This window comes from Streptomyces sp. R28 (genome assembly GCF_041052385.1).
Classification (GTDB): Bacteria; Actinomycetota; Actinomycetes; order Streptomycetales; family Streptomycetaceae; genus Streptomyces.
The window spans coordinates 2,590,795-2,608,071 of record NZ_CP163439.1 but is presented as its reverse complement, the minus strand read 5'-3'; the positions used below and the strand labels follow the sequence as shown (position 1 = coordinate 2,608,071).

Annotated in this window: 12 protein-coding genes and 1 pseudogene; 6 read left to right on the top strand and 7 right to left on the bottom strand. The window is 70.6% G+C overall.

Annotated features, from left to right (window positions below):
• Positions 1-6: 6 nt before the first annotated feature.
• A complete protein-coding gene (locus AB5J49_RS11415) occupies positions 7-1,836 on the bottom strand; it encodes an endonuclease/exonuclease/phosphatase family protein (protein WP_369168455.1) in 1,830 nt (609 codons plus the stop codon).
• A 316-nt stretch (positions 1,837-2,152) separates the two neighbouring features.
• Here AB5J49_RS11415 and AB5J49_RS11410 point away from each other — a divergent pair, with 316 nt between their 5' ends.
• From AB5J49_RS11410 to AB5J49_RS11385, 6 genes are all read left to right on the top strand, one after another.
• Positions 2,153-3,589, top strand: a complete 1,437-nt coding sequence (locus tag AB5J49_RS11410) for a hypothetical protein (protein ID WP_369168454.1) — start codon at positions 2,153-2,155, stop codon at positions 3,587-3,589.
• A 272-nt stretch (positions 3,590-3,861) separates the two neighbouring features.
• Complete coding sequence (locus AB5J49_RS11405; RefSeq protein WP_369168453.1) at positions 3,862-5,313, top strand: alkaline phosphatase PhoX; 1,452 nt, start codon at positions 3,862-3,864, stop codon at positions 5,311-5,313.
• 495 nt (positions 5,314-5,808) lie between these two features.
• Entirely contained in the window at positions 5,809-7,392 is a 1,584-nt protein-coding gene (locus tag AB5J49_RS11400) for a TROVE domain-containing protein (protein WP_369168452.1), read from the top strand.
• A 120-nt stretch (positions 7,393-7,512) separates the two neighbouring features.
• On the top strand, positions 7,513-8,175 hold the full coding sequence (locus AB5J49_RS11395) for a GntR family transcriptional regulator (RefSeq protein WP_369168451.1): 663 nt from the start codon (positions 7,513-7,515) through the stop codon (positions 8,173-8,175).
• 40 nt (positions 8,176-8,215) lie between these two features.
• Positions 8,216-9,244 (top strand): 1-aminocyclopropane-1-carboxylate deaminase, encoded by a 1,029-nt coding sequence (locus tag AB5J49_RS11390; protein WP_369168450.1) that lies wholly within the window; start codon positions 8,216-8,218, stop codon positions 9,242-9,244.
• A 198-nt stretch (positions 9,245-9,442) separates the two neighbouring features.
• The gene (locus AB5J49_RS11385; protein WP_369168449.1) at positions 9,443-10,480 is read left to right on the top strand and encodes a LacI family DNA-binding transcriptional regulator; all 1,038 of its coding nucleotides are present in this window, start codon (positions 9,443-9,445) and stop codon (positions 10,478-10,480) included.
• A 155-nt stretch (positions 10,481-10,635) separates the two neighbouring features.
• Here AB5J49_RS11385 and AB5J49_RS11380 read toward each other — a convergent pair whose 3' ends face one another.
• The 6 genes and pseudogenes from AB5J49_RS11380 to AB5J49_RS11355 all read right to left on the bottom strand — a co-directional run bounded on the left by AB5J49_RS11380 (position 10,636) and on the right by AB5J49_RS11355 (position 17,120).
• Positions 10,636-11,856: a TerD family protein gene (locus AB5J49_RS11380; protein ID WP_369175102.1), complete on the bottom strand. Its 1,221-nt coding sequence runs from the start codon at positions 11,854-11,856 to the stop codon at positions 10,636-10,638.
• Between the two features lie 188 nt (positions 11,857-12,044).
• Positions 12,045-13,034, bottom strand: a complete 990-nt coding sequence (locus tag AB5J49_RS11375; RefSeq protein ID WP_369168448.1) for a zinc-dependent alcohol dehydrogenase family protein — start codon at positions 13,032-13,034, stop codon at positions 12,045-12,047.
• Positions 13,031-13,891, bottom strand: a complete 861-nt coding sequence (locus tag AB5J49_RS11370; protein WP_369168447.1) for a carbohydrate ABC transporter permease — start codon at positions 13,889-13,891, stop codon at positions 13,031-13,033. The genes AB5J49_RS11375 and AB5J49_RS11370 overlap by 4 nt, the downstream gene beginning before the upstream one ends.
• Positions 13,891-14,838, bottom strand: a complete 948-nt coding sequence (locus AB5J49_RS11365; RefSeq protein ID WP_369168446.1) for a carbohydrate ABC transporter permease — start codon at positions 14,836-14,838, stop codon at positions 13,891-13,893. The genes AB5J49_RS11370 and AB5J49_RS11365 overlap by 1 nt, the downstream gene beginning before the upstream one ends.
• 2 nt (positions 14,839-14,840) lie before the next feature.
• Positions 14,841-16,202, bottom strand: coding sequence for a sugar ABC transporter substrate-binding protein (locus AB5J49_RS11360; protein WP_369168444.1), 1,362 nt, complete (start codon positions 16,200-16,202; stop codon positions 14,841-14,843).
• 136 nt (positions 16,203-16,338) lie between these two features.
• Positions 16,339-17,120 (bottom strand): annotated as a pseudogene (locus tag AB5J49_RS11355) (DeoR/GlpR family DNA-binding transcription regulator).
• Between the last annotated feature and the right edge of the window lie 157 nt (positions 17,121-17,277).

Sequence of the window (17,277 nt, the reverse complement as noted above, 5' to 3'; positions counted from 1 at the left end):
CGGAGATTACGGGCGGAACCGCAGCACCTGCGGGTCGTGGTCGCTGATCTGGTCGTTGAACTCCGAGTTGATGTGCACGCTGTCGTACTCGAAGTCGCAGGAGCGCCGGATCGACGGGCTGACCAGGATCTGGTCCAGGGTCTGGGCGTTGCCCTGGTAGACGTACGAGTAACGCTCGCTCTTGGGCAGCGACTTGATCGCCGACCACAGCGCGCCGTCGCCCTCCAGCAGCTCGGCGGTGCCGGAGAACTCGAAGTCGTTGATGTCGCCGAGCGTGACGACGTCCGCGTTCTTCTGGACGGCCAGGAGGTCCTTGACGAACGCGTTGACCGCGGTCGCCTGGAGGTGGCGCTGGGTCTCCGAGCTGCGGGTCGGCGGCTGGTACTGCGCGTGCAGCGACTGGTCGCCGCCCTTGGAGGCGAAGTGGTTGGCGATCACGAAGACTGTGCGGCCGCGGAAGACGAACTCGCCGGCCAGCGGCTTGCGGCTGTTCGTCCAGGCGGCGTTCGCCGGGTCGATACGGCCGGGGGAGACCGTCAGCGCCGCCTTGCCCTTCACCTTGGTCACGCCGACGGCCGTCGTGGCGTCGCCGCCCGCGCGGTCCGTGAAGGAGACCCGCTCCGGGTTGAACAGGAACACCTGGCGGATGTTGCCGCCCGGCTCGCCGCCGTCGGCCTTGTCGACCGGGTCGATGGAGCGCCAGTCGTACGTCGGGCCGCCCGCCGCGACGATCGCGTCGATCAGCTTCTGCACCGTCTGGTCGGCGGCGACCGTACCGTCGTTCTTCGCGCCGTTGTTGTCCTGGATCTCCTCCAGGGACACGATGTCGGGCGACTGCAGGTTGTTCACGATCGCGGAGGCGTGCGCGGCGAAGGTGGCGTCGGACGGGTCGAGGTTCTCGACGTTGTAGGTCGCGACCGCCAGCTCGCCGCGTCCCTGCTTCTGGGTCGTCTCCCGCTTGATACCACCGCTCTTGAGCGTGCCGAGCTCGCTCGCGACGAGGGTGTAGCCGCCGAACTGGGTGTAGTCCAGCGGGCCGGTGGTGGTGCCGGTGAGGGTGTCACCGACGTTCGCGACGGGGAAGTCCGCGGCCGCGCCGAGGGACTGGATCTGGAGGCGGCCGGTGTTCTGCGCGTCGTAGGAGCCGTAGACCGTGCCGCCACGGCGGTTGGCGTGCTCGCGCGGCTTCACCGTGACCCACAGTTCGTTGAAGCTGTCGGTGCCGGTGACAACCCGGGCGTCGGCGACCCGGACGTTCATGTGCTCCAGGGACTCGTAGTAGTCCAGAGCGTACGCCGAGGGCCTGAGCGTCAGGCCGTTGACCGAGCCGTTCGCGGCGGTGTCACCGGCGGGAGCGTACGCGGCCGGCACGGACTTGGCAGTGATGACCACGGCGGCCGGAAGGGCGTTGCCGCTGGAGACGACGGTGAACGTCGGCTTGGTGATCTCGGTGATCGACTGATTGCCGGTGGTGGCGCCGCCCGGGACGTACTCCTGGACCGTGCCCGACACCGTGACTGCGTCGCCGACGGCGACGCCAGTCGGCGTGGAGTTGGTGTAGACGAAGATGGCCTCGCTGGTGGCCGGGTTGTCGTCCGCCTGCGGATCCTGGATCCAGAAGCCTCTGGACGAGCCGTAGGTGCGCACGCCGGTGACGATTCCGGCCACGTCCGCGACCTGCTTGCCGGCGTACGGGGATATTCGGCTGCTGCCCTGGACGTCATGGATGCGCACGGAGTCCGCGTGCGCGGGCGCGGTGAGGACGACGGTGGAAGCCGCGGAACAGACGGCGGCGACGGTGAGCGCGGCGAGACGCGCGGACTTCTTGCTCGGCAACGGGATCCCTCCGGGGACGTGAATGAGCGCCGGGACGAGGGTGGTGCGTGGAACGGTCGGTGCAGGCGCGACCGGTGGGGCGGTGGCGACGCGCGTAGAAAATACAGTGAACAGATGTCCGCTCGGTTTCTACGCGCGTCAATCTCCTGCCTCGTCAAGCCACTTGTCAAGGTTTCGGCCATGTACACCTCCCGACCGGGAGATGAACCGGGCGGCATGGGTGGATATCCGTCTAGGCTGAGCGGTTGAGCCGTGATGTGTAGCGGCTGGGCCGTGATGCGTACGGCCCTGCGGAACGCCCTAGGAGAACCAGCCGATGTCAGACAGCTCCCCCCTGCCGCCGGTGCGGCTGCACCCCGAAGCGGAGCTGGCGCGGGACGCGCTGTCCACGCCGTTGCTCGCCCGGGCCGCGCGGCTGGCCCGCTGGGCCGGGCCCGACACCCGGGTCGACGCCGGAGGCGGGCTCGTCGACGAGCACCTCCCGGCCGCCGCCGAGCTGCTCGGGCTGAGCGGGGACGACGCCGCCGCGTACGCGAGCGAGGCCTGGCGGGTGGCCGTCGACACCGGGCTGGTCGAGGTCGTCGACGAGGAGGCGGGCACCGTCGCCACGGGCGCGGAACTGGCCCTGCTGACCGGAGGTTCGCCGCAGGACGTACTCGGCGTGTGGACCGCAGCGCTGGAGACGGTGCTCGCGGATGCGAGCGTGCCCGACCTCGACGACCTGGTCGACGCCATGGACGCGGGTGGCGAGGTGGATCTGTCCTCGCTGGACTGGGACCCGCAGGCCGAGGCGGAGTTCCTCGACGGAGTGCTCGGCAACCTGTACCTGCTGACGGCCGCCGAGGACGGCCCGGGCGACCGGCCCGTGCCGCTGCCCGCCCTCGCCGCGTCGATGATCGTGCCCAGCGACATGGGCGAGCCCACGAACGACGTGCTGGAGCAGGTGTCCGACGCGATGATGCGCCTGGACGACCAGTTCCGGCTGCTGGAGCCGGTCGGGCTTGTGGAGTACCAGCCGGTGGACGAGGCGCTGATGGCGGACGCCGACGCCGCCGGCGAGGATCCGTCGGCCGCCGTCGACGACACCGATGTGTCGCGCTACGGCATGGTGCGGCTGACCCCGCTCGGGCTGTACGGGCTGCGGGCCCGGCTGCTGGAGGCCGGGTTCGAGGCGCCCGCGGTCGGGGACCTGGCGGACAAGGGGGCCGACGCGCTGCTCGACGGGACGGCCACGTTCCCGCAGAGCGCCGCGCAGGCCGAGACCGAGCAGTGGCTGGCCCGGCGTGAACCCCTGGCTGCGGCACGGGAGCTGCTGGCGGCGGCACGGGGACTGGACGCCGGGGCGCCGCTGCGGCGGCTGCGCTGCCAGCAGGCGCTGTCCCTGGTGGGCGCGGAGGCCGAGCCCGCGCTGCGGGAGGTCCTCGACGATCCGGAGCTGGGCGGGCTGGCCCGGGTGTGGCTGACCGAGGCCGGGTTCGCCGACGTACCCGCGCCGTCCCAGGATCTGGTGTTCTGGCTGACCGTCGACACCCTTGCCGCCCAGCTGGCGGCCGAGGGGAACTCCGACGAGCTGACGGCGCTGGTGGAGGGGCTGGCCGCGCAGCACAGTTCGTTCTTCGCGGCGGCTTGGCGGGTCGATCACCCGGCCACCGCGGATGTGCTGGAGGCGATGGGGCGGCTGCATCCGGACAAGAAGATCGCGAAGGAAGCGCGGAAGGCTGCGTTCAAGGCGCGGTCGCAACACGGGGGCTGAGCTTGTCTCGCGGGTGCGGGTGCGGGTGCGGGTGCGGGTGCGGGTGCGGGTGCGGGTGTGGGTTCGTTGTGGTTGCTCGCGCCCACGCGGCGGAGCCGCATGTCGACACAGCCCCGCGCCCCTGAGGGCGTTGCCGCCCCCGGCGTTGATTCATGGAAGCGAGTGCCCTGAGGACGTCTGGCGTTCAACCGGAGTTCAGACGTGGGCGGGACCGTGGCGCCGTTCCGGAGTCCGCCACCTCCCACGGCACACCCACTGTCACAGGAGACACCATGTCGCTCACCCGCAGGGACTTCGCCAGGAAATCCGCGATCACCGGTGCCGGTGTCGCACTGGCGGGCAGCGCCGGCGTGCTGGCCACCGCACCGAACGCGCTCGCGTCCACGGAGTCCGAGACCGCGAGCGAGGACTCCGCGGACGCCCACGGCGGCGGTGTCGGGTACGGACCGCTGATCCCCGATCCCGAGGGCATCCTCGCGCTGCCCGCCGGGTTCGAGTACCGGGTCATCACCTACAGCGGCAGGACGAAGCTGGAGTCGGGCGAGTACACCCCCTCCAACCACGACGGCACGGCCACCTTCGACGGCCCGCGCGGCACCACCCTCCTCGTCAACAACCACGAGCTGAAGGGCCCGCGCGCCAAGTGGCAGTACCCGGTCCCGCTCACCGAGGGCCTCGTCTATGACCCCGCCGCGGCCGGCGGCTGCACCGTCGTCGAGGTCCGCCCCGGCGGCCAGGTCGCCGAATGGGTCGGCATCGCGGGCACCTCCACCAACTGTGCGGGCGGCAGGACGCCTTGGGGCACCTGGCTCACCTGCGAGGAGAACTCCGACCGGGCCGGCACCAACGGCATGACCAAGGACCACGGCTACGTCTTCGAGGTCGACCCCATCGACCGGCGCGCCAACCGCGACCCCAAGCCCCTGAAGTTCTTCGGCCGCTACGACCACGAGGCCGTCGTCATCGACCCCAAGCGCGGCCACGCCTACCTCACCGAGGACGCCGCCTCGCCCAACGGCCTGTTCTACCGCTGGACCCCGCCGAAGGGCTTCGCGTACGGCCGCGGCAAGTTCCGCACGCTCGCCGACGACGCCGGTGTCCTCCAGGCGCCCAAGTGCTTCGACTCCGGCGGCAAGTTCGTCGACGACCTCTCCCGCGCCACGAAGATCGGCACGGTCTACGGCGTCGACTGGGTGGACGTCCCCGACCGCGACGCGCGGACCACGCCGGTGCGCAAGCAGTTCGCCGACGGTGAGATCACCCGCGCCCGCAAGCTGGAGGGCATGTGGTGGGGCGACGGCGGCACCTACATCGTCTCCTCCTTCGCCCGTGCCGAGAGCCCCGTCCAGCACGACGGCCAGGTCTGGTTCTACGACCCCAAGCGCCGCACCCTCACCCTGAAGGTCCTCCTCGGCGTCAACCCCGACCCGGCCAAGGACGGCGCCTTCGACGGCCCCGACAACATCACCGTCTCCCCGTACGGCGGCCTGGTCATCGCCGAGGACGGCGAAGGCATCCAGCACCTGTTCGGCGCCACCGACAGCGGCCGCACGTACCCGATCGCCCGCAACGAGCTGAACATCGGTACCGAAGCGGAGCCGGAATACAGCGAGTTCACCGGCGTCACCTTCTCCTGCGACGGCCGGACGCTGTACGCCAACATCCAGACGCCGGGCATCATGCTGGCCATCACCGGGCCCTGGAAGCGGCAGAAGCGCGGGTAATTAATTCGCTCGCCCGTCCCGCGGCACCCCTCTTAGAGTGATGAACGTCCAGGTGCGAAGGCAGGACCTACTTCCACTCTTAATGGGGAGGCCGCGGGTTCGAATCCCGCCACCGGTTCCACGAGCCGGTGTAGCTCAGTGGCAGAGCACCTAATGTCGGTTCCGCCGACCTGAACTCTGGACACCACAACTTCATGCACCTCCCGGTGCGCGGGCTGCGGCTACTTCTTCTCGAAAAAGAATCCCATGCCGCTGCCGACCTGATCTCGGGAGGCGCAGCTCAAGGTGGGTGTCCGGTGCGCAGGCAGCGGATACTTCGGGAACTGGTGGGGGCACGCCCCTCGTGCGGGTTCGAATCCCGTCATCGACCTCGGGTCGGTGTGGCGGAACGGAAGACGCGCCAGTTATAAGCAACCGCAGTCGACTTCGACCTCGGACACCCTCCTTTTGCCGCGCCTCCCTCCGAAAACCACAGTGAATTCGGGGGAATTCAGCATGGCGCGATTCAACACGCGGGCCGCCAAGGCGCGCCCCACTTCTCGAGTGACGTCGACCGGTCGTGTACTCCGTACCTACGAGGGCGGCCGCGGCCGTGAGCGCGACGCGCGCTCCGAGCTCTTCCTGCTGGCGGTGTCCAACTTCGTCGCGCAGCAGACCTTCTACGAGACCGGCGCCGACCGCGACGACCGGTTCGCGGGGCTCGTGCGCGAGCTCGCCGTCACCGACCCGGAGTGGACCGCCGGACTGCTCGGCTGGCTGCGCGGTGAGGGCAACCTCCGTACGGCGGCCCTCGTGGGCACCGCCGAGTACGTGAAGGCACGCCTGGAGGCCGGGGCCACCGACGGCCCGGCCAACCGGCAGGTCATCGACTCCGTACTCCAGCGGCCCGACGAGCCTGGCGAGCTGCTCGCGTACTGGACCGCGGCGTACGGCCGTAACGTCCCCAAGCCCGTCAAGCGCGGCATCGCCGACGCCGTACGGCGTCTCTACAGCGGCAAGTCGCTGCTGAAGTACGACACCGCGTCCAAGGGCTACCGCTTCGGCGACATCCTCAACCTGGTGCACGCGGCCCCGGACCCGGGCAGGCCGTGGCAGGGCGAGCTGTTCCAGTACGCCCTCGACCGCCGGCACAACCCGGACACCGCCGTGCCGCCCGCGTCCAACCGGACGCTGGTCGCCCACCGCGAGCTGATGGCGCTGCCCGTCGGGGAGCGGCGTGCGGTGGTCACGTCGCAGGGCGGTGCCGAGCGGCTCGCGGCGGCCGGGATGACGTGGGAGGCGCTGGCGGGCTGGCTGCAGGGGCCGATGGACAAGGCGGCCTGGGAGGCCGTGATTCCGTCCATGGGCACCATGGCGCTGGTCCGCAACCTGCGGAACTTCGACGAGGCGGGCGTGTCCGACGAGGTGGCGGCCCAGGTCGCCGCGCGCATCAGCGACCCTGCCGAGGTCGCGCGCTCGCGGCAGTTCCCCTTCCGCTACCTCGCCGCGTACCAGCACGCGCCGTCGCTGCGCTGGGCGTACCCGCTGGAGCAGGCGCTCGGCCACTCGCTGGCCAACGTGCCCGCGCTGCCCGGCCGGACGCTGGTGCTCGTCGACCGCTCGGGTTCGATGTTCTGGTCGCGGCTGTCCGACCGCTCGCAGCTCAACCGGGCCGATGCGGCGGCGATCTTCGGCACGGCGCTCGCACTGCGGGCGAAGAAGGCGGACCTGGTGGAGTTCGGCTCCACGAGCGCCCCGGTGAATTTCCGCGGGGGCGAGTCGGTGCTGAAGGTCCTGGGCCGCTTCGGTGACCTGGGCGGCACCGACACCACCGAGGCGGTCCGCCGCCACTACAAGAAGCACGACCGTGTACTGATCGTCACCGACGAGCAGTACGCGCCCAGCCACCACGGCGACCCGACCGAGCAGGTCCCGGCCGATGTACCGGTCTACACCTGGAACCTCGCCGGATACCGGGCGGGCCACGGCCCGTCGGGGAAGGGCAACAGGCACACCTTCGGGGGCCTGTCGGACGCCGCTTTCCGGATGGTTCCGCTGCTCGAGAGCGCTCGGAACGCCGACTGGCCCTGGGCGGCCTGAGGCCCAGGCCTGACACACAGGCCGGACACACAGGCCTGTGCCCAGAGCGTGGCCCGCACTTCACGGGGGTGCGGGCCACACCCTTGTCCGAACAGAGGACTGACATCTAACATTTCAGTTGTGGAGGCGATACGACCCGTAGGCCGGACCCTGCTCAGGGACCAGGCGTACGTAGCGATCCGGGACGCCATCGTGGCCGGGGAGATCGAGCCGGGCGCGGTGGTGCGGGACGCCGATCTCGCCGAGCGGCTCGGGCTCTCCCGGGCGCCGGTGCGCGAGGCGTTCTCGCGGCTCGTGGACGAGGGGCTGCTGGAGAGCAAGCCGCAGAGCTACACGCGGGTGACGCCGGTCGTGGCCGCCGACGTGCGGGACGCGGCCGCCGTGGTCGGCGCCATGCACGAGCTGCTGACGCGGGTCGCCGTGCCCCTGCTGATGGCCGCGGACGTGGAGATCATGCGCTCCGCCAACGAGCGCTTCGCCGCCGCCGTCGCCGCCGGTCAGGTGGACCTCGCCCTGCGGGCCGACGACGAGCTGCACGACGTACTGGTGCGGGTGAGCGGCAACCGCGCGGCCGCCGCCACCGTCGCCCGCTACACCCCGCTCATCCGCCGCCTGGAGCGACGGCGCTTCGGTGAGGGCGGGACCTGCCGTTCGGCCGGGCTGCACGAGCGGCTGATCGAGGCGTGCGCCGCCGGTGACGTGGACGCGGCGGTCCGTGTCACGGCGGAGATCTGGCGCACCCTCGCCGACCTGGCCGACTCCGATGACGTCGACATCGACTGACGCCGACTCCGACCGACGCCGTTGCCTCTGGAGGCGCCCCATGTCCTCTTCCCCGTCCCTTGCCTCGTACGACCGCTACCCCCTGCTCTTCGGCCCGTCCCCCGTGCACCCCCTGGAGCGGCTGACCGCCCACCTCGGCGGCGCCTCCCTCTGGGCCAAGCGCGAGGACTGCAACTCCGGTGTCGCGTACGGCGGCAACAAGACCCGCAAGCTGGAGTACCTGGTCGCCGACGCACTCGCGCAGGGCTGCGACACCCTCGTCTCGATCGGCGGCGTGCAGTCCAACCACACCCGCCAGGTCGCCGCCTGCGCCGCCCGCGCCGGTCTCAAGTGCGTGCTGATCCAGGAGAGTTGGGTGGACTGGCCCGACTCCGTCTACGACAAGGTCGGCAACATCCTCGTCAGCCGGCTCGCCGGAGCCGACGTACGGCTGATCAAGGCCGGGTTCGGGATCGGCTTCAAGGAGAGCTGGGAGCAGGCGCTCAGGGAGGTCGAGGAGTCGGGCGGCAAGCCGTACGCCATCCCGGCCGGCGCCTCCGACCACCCGCTCGGCGGGCTGGGGTTCGCCGGCTGGGCGTATGAAGTGGCCGAGCAGGAGAGGCAGTTGGGGGTCTTCTTCGACACGGTGATCGTGTGCTCGGTGACCGGCTCCACCCAGGCCGGTATGGTCGCCGGCTTCGCCGCCCTGGAGGAGGCGGGTGGCCGGCCGCGCCGTGTCCTCGGCATCGACGCCTCGGCCAAGCCCGCCACCACCCGCGAGCAGATCGCCCGGATCGCCGACGGCACCGGTCAACTCATCGGCGTAAAGCGCGAGTTGACCGAGGCCGACGTCGAGCTGGACGAGCGGTACCACGCGGGCACGTACGGGATCCCGGACGGGACGACGCTGGAGGCCATGCGGCTCGCGGCGCGGACCGAGGGGATGGTCACGGACCCCGTGTACGAGGGCAAGTCGATGGCCGGGATGATCGACCTTGTCGGTCGCGGGGAGGTGGGGCGGGACTCGACCGTGCTCTACGCCCATCTGGGCGGCCAGCCGGCGCTGAACGCGTACAGCGCGCTGTTCTGAGCGCGTCGGGCTGCGTGTGGGGGGATCACGCGCGAAGCGCCGATCCCGGGGCGCGGGGCTGTGTCGATGTGCGGCGCCACCGCGATGGGGTCCCCCCGCTAGAGCGAAGCCGAGAGTGGGGCAGCGACCAGCCACGACGGTGCCGCGGACGACCGACGGCACAACTGGCACATCCCGCGGAGCGCTAAAGTGCACAGCGTGCGGGCGGACGATCAGCAGTGGGAGCCGGGTGTCGAGCAGCCCGACGGCACCCGCCGCCGGGCCACGATCCACGATGTCGCGAAGCTGGCCGGAGTGTCACGGCAGACGGTCTCCCGCGCGGTCAACGACAAGGGCGAGATCGACCCGGCCACGAAGGAACGGGTGCTGGAGGTGGCGCGGCTGCTGGACTACCGGCCCAGCCGTTTCGCGCGCGGCCTCGTGCAGAAGGGCACCGTGACGGCGGGCCTGGTGATCCCGGACCTGATGAACCCCTTCTTCCCCGAGGTGGCCGCAGGCGTGCTGGAGGCGGCCGAGCAGCGGGGCTGGCAGGTCGTCGTATGGGACTCCCGCATCGACGAGGCCCGGGAGCGGGAGGCGCTCGATGTGCTGTCCCACCAGGCGGACGCGGTGGTGGGCTACTTCAAGAGCCCGGACGACGTGCTCGCCCGGCACCTCGGGGGCGTACCGCTGGTGCTGCTGGAGCGCGGCCCGCGGCAGACCCGTTTCGCGGCCGTGGGCATCGACGCCGCCGCCGGTCTCGAACAGGGCATGGCACACCTGGTGGGCGCCGGTCACCGCAGGATCGGCATGCTCGACGGGGTGCACGGCCCCGGCCCTCGCAGACAGGCCTTCCTGGAGCAGGCCCGGCGGCACGGTCTGCCGGTCGACGACAGCTGGATCGCGCTGTGTCCCGAGCACAGCGTGGCCGGGGGCGAGGCCGGTATGGAGCAACTGCTGGACGCCCGGCCCGACATCAGTGCCGTCTTCTGCTTCAACGACCTGATGGCGGTCGGCGCCATGCGGGCCGCCCGGCGTCGCGGTCGGCGGGTGCCGGAGGACCTGGCCGTCCTGGGCTTCGACGGACTGTCGCTGGGCGAGCTGGTGGAACCCGCCCTGACCACCCTGCACATCGACAAACGGCGGCTGGGACGGCTGGCCGTGGAGCAGGTGGCCCGGCTGCGTGCCGGTGAGGAACCCCTGCGGGGCGCCGAGGCGTGGGTGGTCCCCGAGCTGGTGGTGCGGGCCTCGGCCTGAGGTCCGGGCGGGCAGGGTGGCGCCCGCGCCGCCCAGAGAGGCCCCCAGAAGATGTGACGGGAGCCCTCACCCCCGGCACGGCCCGCAGCCTGGCGGGTTCCGCTCGCGCCGGGCGCCCCCCTCCTGCCGGGGCGCCCTGGACGTCGTACGGCTGTCTACAGCGCCTGCGCCGCCGGCTTCACCATCCCCCTCACCGTGCGGGACTTCACGAAGTCGCCCATGGCCGTCATGTCCCACTCGCCGGAGAACTGCTTGATCAACTTCGCCATCATCACGCCCGTCTGCGCCTCGGCGTTGGTGAGGTCGAAGCGGACGAGTTCCTCGCCGGTGGCGGCGTCGATCAGCCGGCAGTAGGCCTTGGCGACCTCGGTGAACTTCTGGCCGGAGAAGGAGTTGACGGTGAAGACGAGTCCGGTGACCTCCTGCGGGAGGCGTCCGAGGTCGACGGTGATGACCTCGTCGTCGCCTCCGCCCTCACCCGTGAGGTTGTCGCCGGAGTGGCGGATCGCGCCCTGCACGATCTGGAGCTTGCCGAAGTAGCAGCTGTCGATGTGGTTGCGCTGCGGGCCGTACGCGATGACCGAGGCGTCCAGGTCGATGTCCTTGCCGCGGTACGCCGGCTCCCAGCCGAGGCCCATCTTGACCTGGGAGAGCAGGGGGCGGCCGCCCTTGACCAGGGAGACGGTCTGGTTCTTCTGGAGGCTGACCCGGCCCTTGTCGAGGTTGATCTTGCCGGCGCCGGGCGCGGGAGGCGCGGGCGGGGCCGGGGGAGCGGCGGGTGCCTGCGGGGCCGGGGGAGTGGACATCGGCGGGGCCGGCGGGGCGACCGGGGGCTGCATGGTGGGCTGCGGCGGGGCCACGGGGGCGGCGGGGGCGGGGGCCGGTTCCTCGACCGTGACGCCGAAGTCGGTGGCGATGCCGGCCAGGCCGTTGGCGTAGCCCTGGCCGACCGCGCGGGCCTTCCAGGCGCCGTTGCGCAGGTAGACCTCGACGATCACCAGTGCCGTCTCGGTGCCGAGCTGCGGGGGCGTGAAGGTGGCCAGGGCGCTGTTGTCGTCCGCGTTGCGGATGGTGGCCGTCGGTTCGATGCCCTGGAAGGTCTGGCCGGCGGCGTCCGGGCTGGCGGTGACGACGATCTTCTCGATGCCGGGGGGAACGGCTGATGTGTCGACCGTGATCGCGTCGGGGCTGGTGCCGCCGCCCGAGCGGTAGGTCACGCCGGGGCCCTGGGGTTGGTTGTAGAAGATGAAGTCGTCGTCGGAGCGCACCTTGCCGTCGGCGGTGAGCAGCAGGCCCGATACGTCGAGCCGCACCGGGGCGGCGACGTCCACCGTCACGCGCGCGGCGGGGAGAGGGATGTTCGAGCCGGGGGTCATAGCTGTCATGCGGGGTGAACGAGCGGGGGCGCTTTACCGTTCCCTTACCCGGGCCATTCGGCGGGAGCAGCGGGTTTCGCCCCCGCCGCCCCTTCCCGTCCCGTCCTGAAGGGGCTCCGCCCCTTCGACCCCGCCAGGGGGCTCCGCCCCCTGGACCCCCGCTCCTCAAACGCCGGAGGGGCTGGATTCTACGGAACCACCACGATCTTCCGTCCCACCCCCGACGCGAACTGCTCCAGCGCCTGCGGGTACCGCTCCAGCGGGATGCGGTCGCTGATGAAGATCTCGGGGTCGAGGACGCCGGTCGCGAACAGCTCCGCCGCGCGCTCGAAGCTGTGCAGCACCGCCATCGAGCCCGTGATGGTGATCTCCTGGTTGTAGATGCGGTACGGGTCGATCGTCACCCGGGTCGCGTAGTCCGCCACCCCGAACTGCAGGAACGTGCCCGCCTTCGCGACCCGGTCCAGGCCGTCCTGGATCGCCGCCGCGTTGCCCGTCGCGTCCACCACCAGGTCCCAGCCCTGGGGCCGGTCCAGCTCGTCCGGGTTCGCGGCGGACGCCGAGACGCCGAGCCGTCGTGCCGTTTCCAGCCGCGCCGGGTTCACGTCCACCACGTCCACGCTGGCCGCCCCCGTCCGCTTGGCGAGCTCCAGCATCATCAGGCCCATCGTGCCCGAGCCGTAGATCAGGACGTGGGCGCCCAGGCGGGATTGGAGGACGTCGTAGCCGCGGACCGCGCACGACAGTGGCTCCACCAGCGCGGCGTCCTCGGTGCGGACGTGCTCCGGCAGCTTCACGCAGTTCGCCACCGGGGCCACCGCGTAGCGTGCCGCGCCGCCCGCCGTCGTCACGCCGATCGCCGCCCAGCGCTCGCAGAGGTTGTTGTGGCCCGTACGGCAGTAGCGGCACTCGTAGCAGTACAGCGAGGGGTCCACCGCGACCCGGTCGCCGACCGACAGCTCCGTGACCTGGGTGCCGACCCCGACCACCTCGCCCGCGAACTCGTGCCCGGGCACGATCGGCAGCTTCGGGGCGAACTCGCCCTGGAGGATGTGGAGATCGGTTCCGCACAGGCCGCACGCCGCGACCTCGACCACGACGTCGCGCGGTCCTGGCGTCGGGTCAGGGACCTCGGCGACGACGGCCTTGCCCACGGACTCGATGACGGCGGCCTTCATTTCACGGCTCCCAACGACAGGCCCTGGACCAGCTTGTCCTGGGCTGCGAACCCCGCGGCGAGCACCGGCAGGGAGATGACGAGCGACGCGGCGCACACCTTCGCCAGGAACAGGCCCTGGCTGGTGATGAAGCCGGTCAGGAAGACGGGAGCGGTCTGGGCGACCACGCCCGTGAGGACCCGGGCGAACAGCAGCTCGTTCCAGCTGAAGATGAAGCAGATCAGGGACGTCGCCGCGATTCCGGGCAGGGCGATGGGCGCCACCACCCGCCCCAGGATCGTCGGCAGCCTCGCGCCGTCGATCTGCGCCGCCTCGATGATCGCGACCGGTACCTCGGCGAGGAAGGACTGCATCATCCACACCGCGATCGGCAGGTTCATGGCCGTGTAGAGGATGACCAGCGCCCAGATGTTGTCGAGCAGACCGGTGTTCTTGGCGAACAGGTAGATCGGCAGCAGGCCCGCGACGAGCGGGAGCATCTTGGTGGACAGGAAGAAGAACAGGACGTCGGTCCACTTCTTCACCGGCCGGATGGAGAGCGCGTACGCGGCGGGCAGCGCGAGGAGCAGCGTCAGCAGCGTGGAGGCGATCGAAGCCGTCGTCGAGTTGATCAGGGAGGGCCAGGGGCTGGCGCCGCCGCCCGCGCCGAAGAACTCGCGGTAGCTGTCCAGGGTGAGGGAGGCGGCGAGGGAGGGCGGGTTGGTCGCCGCGTCCGCCTCGGAGTGGAAGGACGTCAGGACCATCCAGAGGATGGGCAGGGCGAACACGATGCCGGCCAGCCACGCGGTGACGCCCAGGGCGGCACCCTGGATCCGCGCCCGGGACCGTCGCGGGGTGGCGGTGGTGAGGGTGGTCATCAGCGGGACACCTCCGCGCGGAACAGGGACGACACGACGCGCAGGGCGAAGGTCGCGAGGATGATCGAGCCGATGACGACGATGACGCCGGCCGCCGAGGCGAGGCCGTTCTCGTGCGCCTGGTAGAAGGTCTGGTAGATGGTGTACGGCAGGTTCGCGGTGCCCAGGCCGCCGGAGGTGATCGTGTACACCGCGTCGAAGTTCTGCACGATGTAGATCGACCCGAGCAGCACGCTCAGTTCGATGTAGCGGCGGATGTGCGGCAGCGTCATGTGGACGAACACCTGCCAGTCGCTCGCGCCGTCCACCCGGGCCGCCTCGATCAGCTGCGGGTCACGGCTCTGCAGCCCGGCGAGCAGGATCAGCGTCATGAACGGCGTCCACTGCCAGATGAGCGAGGCTTCGACCGCCATGAGCGGCATCTCGGAGATCCAGTCCGGCTGGGGCGCGCCGTTCCCTGCGATCCAGTGCAGGACGCCGTTGAACAGGCCGTATTCGGGGTTGAACAGCACGTGCTTCCACAGCAGTGCGGCCGCGATCGGCACCAGCAGGAACGGGGCGATGAGCATCGTGCGCACGGCGGCACGGCCACGGAACTTCCGGTCCAGCAGAAGCGCCAGCAGCAGGCCCAGCACCAGGCTGACGAGTACGACCGTGGCGGTCAGCAGGACCGTTGTCCACACCGACTTGCGCAGGTCGGGCGTGCTCAGCACTTCCGAGTAGTTGGCGAAGCCGGCGAAGTGGCGCTGGTCCGGGTAGAGGGCGTTCCAGTCGAAGAACGAGATCACCAGCGTGGCCACGAAGGGCAGCTGCGTCACGGCGACCATGAAGATCAGTGCGGGCAGCAGGGGGGCTCGGGTGGCCCAGGCGCGCATACGGTTCGGCCGCCGGGCCGCCGGCCGCGGGGAGGTGGCGGCGACCCGGGCGGGGGGATTGGTGACGGTCATGATTACTGGTACTTCTTTCCGACGGCCTCGGCGAGCTGCTGTGACTTGCCCAGCGCGCTGTCCACGGACTGCCGGCCGGCGATCGCGGCACTGATCTCCTGGGAGACCTTGGTGCCCAGGTCGGTGAACTCGGGGATGCCGACGAACTGGATGCCGGGCGCGGGCCGGGGCTGCACGCCCGGGTCCTCGGGCTCGGCGTTCGCGATGGCGTCACGGGTGACGTCCGCGAAGGCGGCCGCATCCTTGCGGTACTCCGGGATGTCGTACGTCGACGCACGCTTGCCGCCGGGCACGTTGGCCCAGCCGATCTTCTCGCCGACGAGCTTCTCGTAGTCCTTGCCGGAGGCCCAGGAGATGAACTTCCAGGCGTTCTCGGCGTTCTTGGACGCCTTCTGGACGCCCCAGGCCCAGGTGTAGAGCCAGCCGGAGCTGTCGGTCTTCTCGACCGGCGCCGGCACGTAGCCGATCTTGCCCTTGACCGGGGAGCCGGAGGCCTCCAGCGAACCGGCGCCGGCCGTGGCGTCGTACCACATGGCCGTCTTGCTCTGGGTCATGTTGTTCAGGCACTCGGCATAGCCGGACTGTGCGGCGCCGGACTCGCCGTGCTTACGGACCAGGTCGACGTAGAACCGCGTGGCCGCCTTGAACTCCTTGGAGTCCAGCCGCGCTTGCCAGTCCTTGTCGAACCAGGTGCCGCCGAAGGTGTTGACGACCGTGGTCAGCGGGGCCATGACCTCGCCCCAACCGGGAAGGCCGCGCAGGCAGATGCCCTTCATGTCGGACTCGGACTCGTCCACCTTCGCGGCGAGGTCGGCGACCTGCTTCCAGGTGGGCTTGTCGGGCATGGTCAGGCCCGCCTTCTCGAAGACGTCCTTGCGGTACATCAGGAAGGAGGACTCACCGTAGAAGGGCTCGCCGTAGAGCTTGCCGTCCTCCGCGGTGAGGGCCTGTGTCATCGGCTTGAGGACGTCGTCCTGGTCGAAGGCGGCGTCACTCCTGACGTACGAGTCCAGGGAGTGGAGCCAGCCGTTCTTGGCGTAGATCGGGATCTCGTAGTTGCTGAGGGTGGCGACGTCGTACTGGCCCGCCTGGTTGGCGAAGTCCTGGCTGATCTTGTCCCGGACGTCGTTCTCGGGCAGGACGGTGAAGTTCACCTTGATCCCGGTGTCCTTGGTGAAGTTGTCCGCGGTGAGCTTCTGCAGCTCCACCATCTGCGGGTTGTTCACCATCAGGACGTTGATGGAGTCGCCGTCGGAGGATCCGGACCCGCCGGCGCCCGCGCAGGCGGCGAGCGGAGTGATCAGCGTCCCTACGGCGGCCACGAGGAGGAGGTGGCGTGGCGCGCGTCGGCTCTGGGTTCGCATGGGGTGCTCCTGGACATTTAGCAGTAAAGGGGACGGCAGTGGGTATGGAGGTGCCCTACGGGGTGGGTGGGTTTGATTTCTGGATCTTCGGTTGGAGGGGCGTGGGGGGCGAGGGTGCCGGGGGTGGCCCCGGCCGTCAGACGCGGATGACCTGCGGCCCGAGGAGCGAGTAGCGGTGGGCCTCGGATGCGGGGAGCAGTGTGCTCGTCACGATCGCCTCCAGCGCGCCGACCTCGGCGAACCGGCAGAAGCTGACCGCTCCGAACTTGGTGTGCACACCGGCGAACACCGTGCGCCGCGCGGACCGGATCGCCTGTGACTTGACCTCGCTGACCGCCGGGTCGGGGGTGGTGAGGCCATGGTCGCGGGAGATGCCGTTGGCGCCGATGAACGCCAGGTCGATGACGAAGCCGGCGAGCATCTTCGTCGTCCAGTGGTCGACGGTCGCCAGCGTGCCGGAGCGCACCCGGCCGCCGAGCAGCAGGACCGAGATGTTCTCGGCCTCGGCGAGCGAGCCAGCGACCGGCAGGGACGCGGTGACCACGGTCAGCGGACGGTCCGTGGGCAGGGCCTCGGCGACGAGCTGCGGGGTGAAGCCCTCGTCGACGAAGACCGTCTCGGCGTCCCGAGCAGCCCGGCCGCGGCGGCCGCGATCCGGCGCTTCTCGGGTACGTGGCTGGTGGCGCGGAAGGCGAGCGTCGTCTCGAAGCCGGCGCTCTCCACGGGGTAGGCGCCGCCGTGGGTCCGGCGGAGCAGGCCGTGGTCCTCCAGGACACGCAGGTCCCGTCGTACGGTCTCCTTGGCGACGCCCAGTTCGGTGGCGAGCGCGGTGACGTCGACCGAGCCGGTGGTGCGTGCGAGGCGAACGATCTCGCGCTGGCGTTCCTCGGCGGTCTTCGCCGTGTTGGCCGTCGTCATCGTCGACACCCGCTTCCGTGCTGTGCTGCGTGACTCGATCGCCTCCGGGGCGGTCGGATCGTGTTGCCCGTTCGGGCCCGGTGGGGCCCATGGGGGAAGTTCTACAGCGGTGATGCGGGTCTGAACAGCTCTGTTGCCGGGTCGATGGTGCCCGCTT

Coding starts and splice junctions, on each gene's coding strand:
- AB5J49_RS11375 (WP_369168448.1), bottom strand. CDS start 13,034: ATGAAGGCCGCCGTCATCGAGTCCGTGGGCAAGGCCGTCGTCGCCGAG.
- AB5J49_RS11400 (WP_369168452.1), top strand. CDS start 5,809: ATGGCGCGATTCAACACGCGGGCCGCCAAGGCGCGCCCCACTTCTCGA.
- AB5J49_RS11405 (WP_369168453.1), top strand. CDS start 3,862: ATGTCGCTCACCCGCAGGGACTTCGCCAGGAAATCCGCGATCACCGGT.
- AB5J49_RS11370 (WP_369168447.1), bottom strand. CDS start 13,891: ATGACCACCCTCACCACCGCCACCCCGCGACGGTCCCGGGCGCGGATC.
- AB5J49_RS11360 (WP_369168444.1), bottom strand. CDS start 16,202: ATGCGAACCCAGAGCCGACGCGCGCCACGCCACCTCCTCCTCGTGGCC.
- AB5J49_RS11410 (WP_369168454.1), top strand. CDS start 2,153: ATGTCAGACAGCTCCCCCCTGCCGCCGGTGCGGCTGCACCCCGAAGCG.
- AB5J49_RS11380 (WP_369175102.1), bottom strand. CDS start 11,856: ATGACCCCCGGCTCGAACATCCCTCTCCCCGCCGCGCGCGTGACGGTG.
- AB5J49_RS11365 (WP_369168446.1), bottom strand. CDS start 14,838: ATGACCGTCACCAATCCCCCCGCCCGGGTCGCCGCCACCTCCCCGCGG.
- AB5J49_RS11390 (WP_369168450.1), top strand. CDS start 8,216: ATGTCCTCTTCCCCGTCCCTTGCCTCGTACGACCGCTACCCCCTGCTC.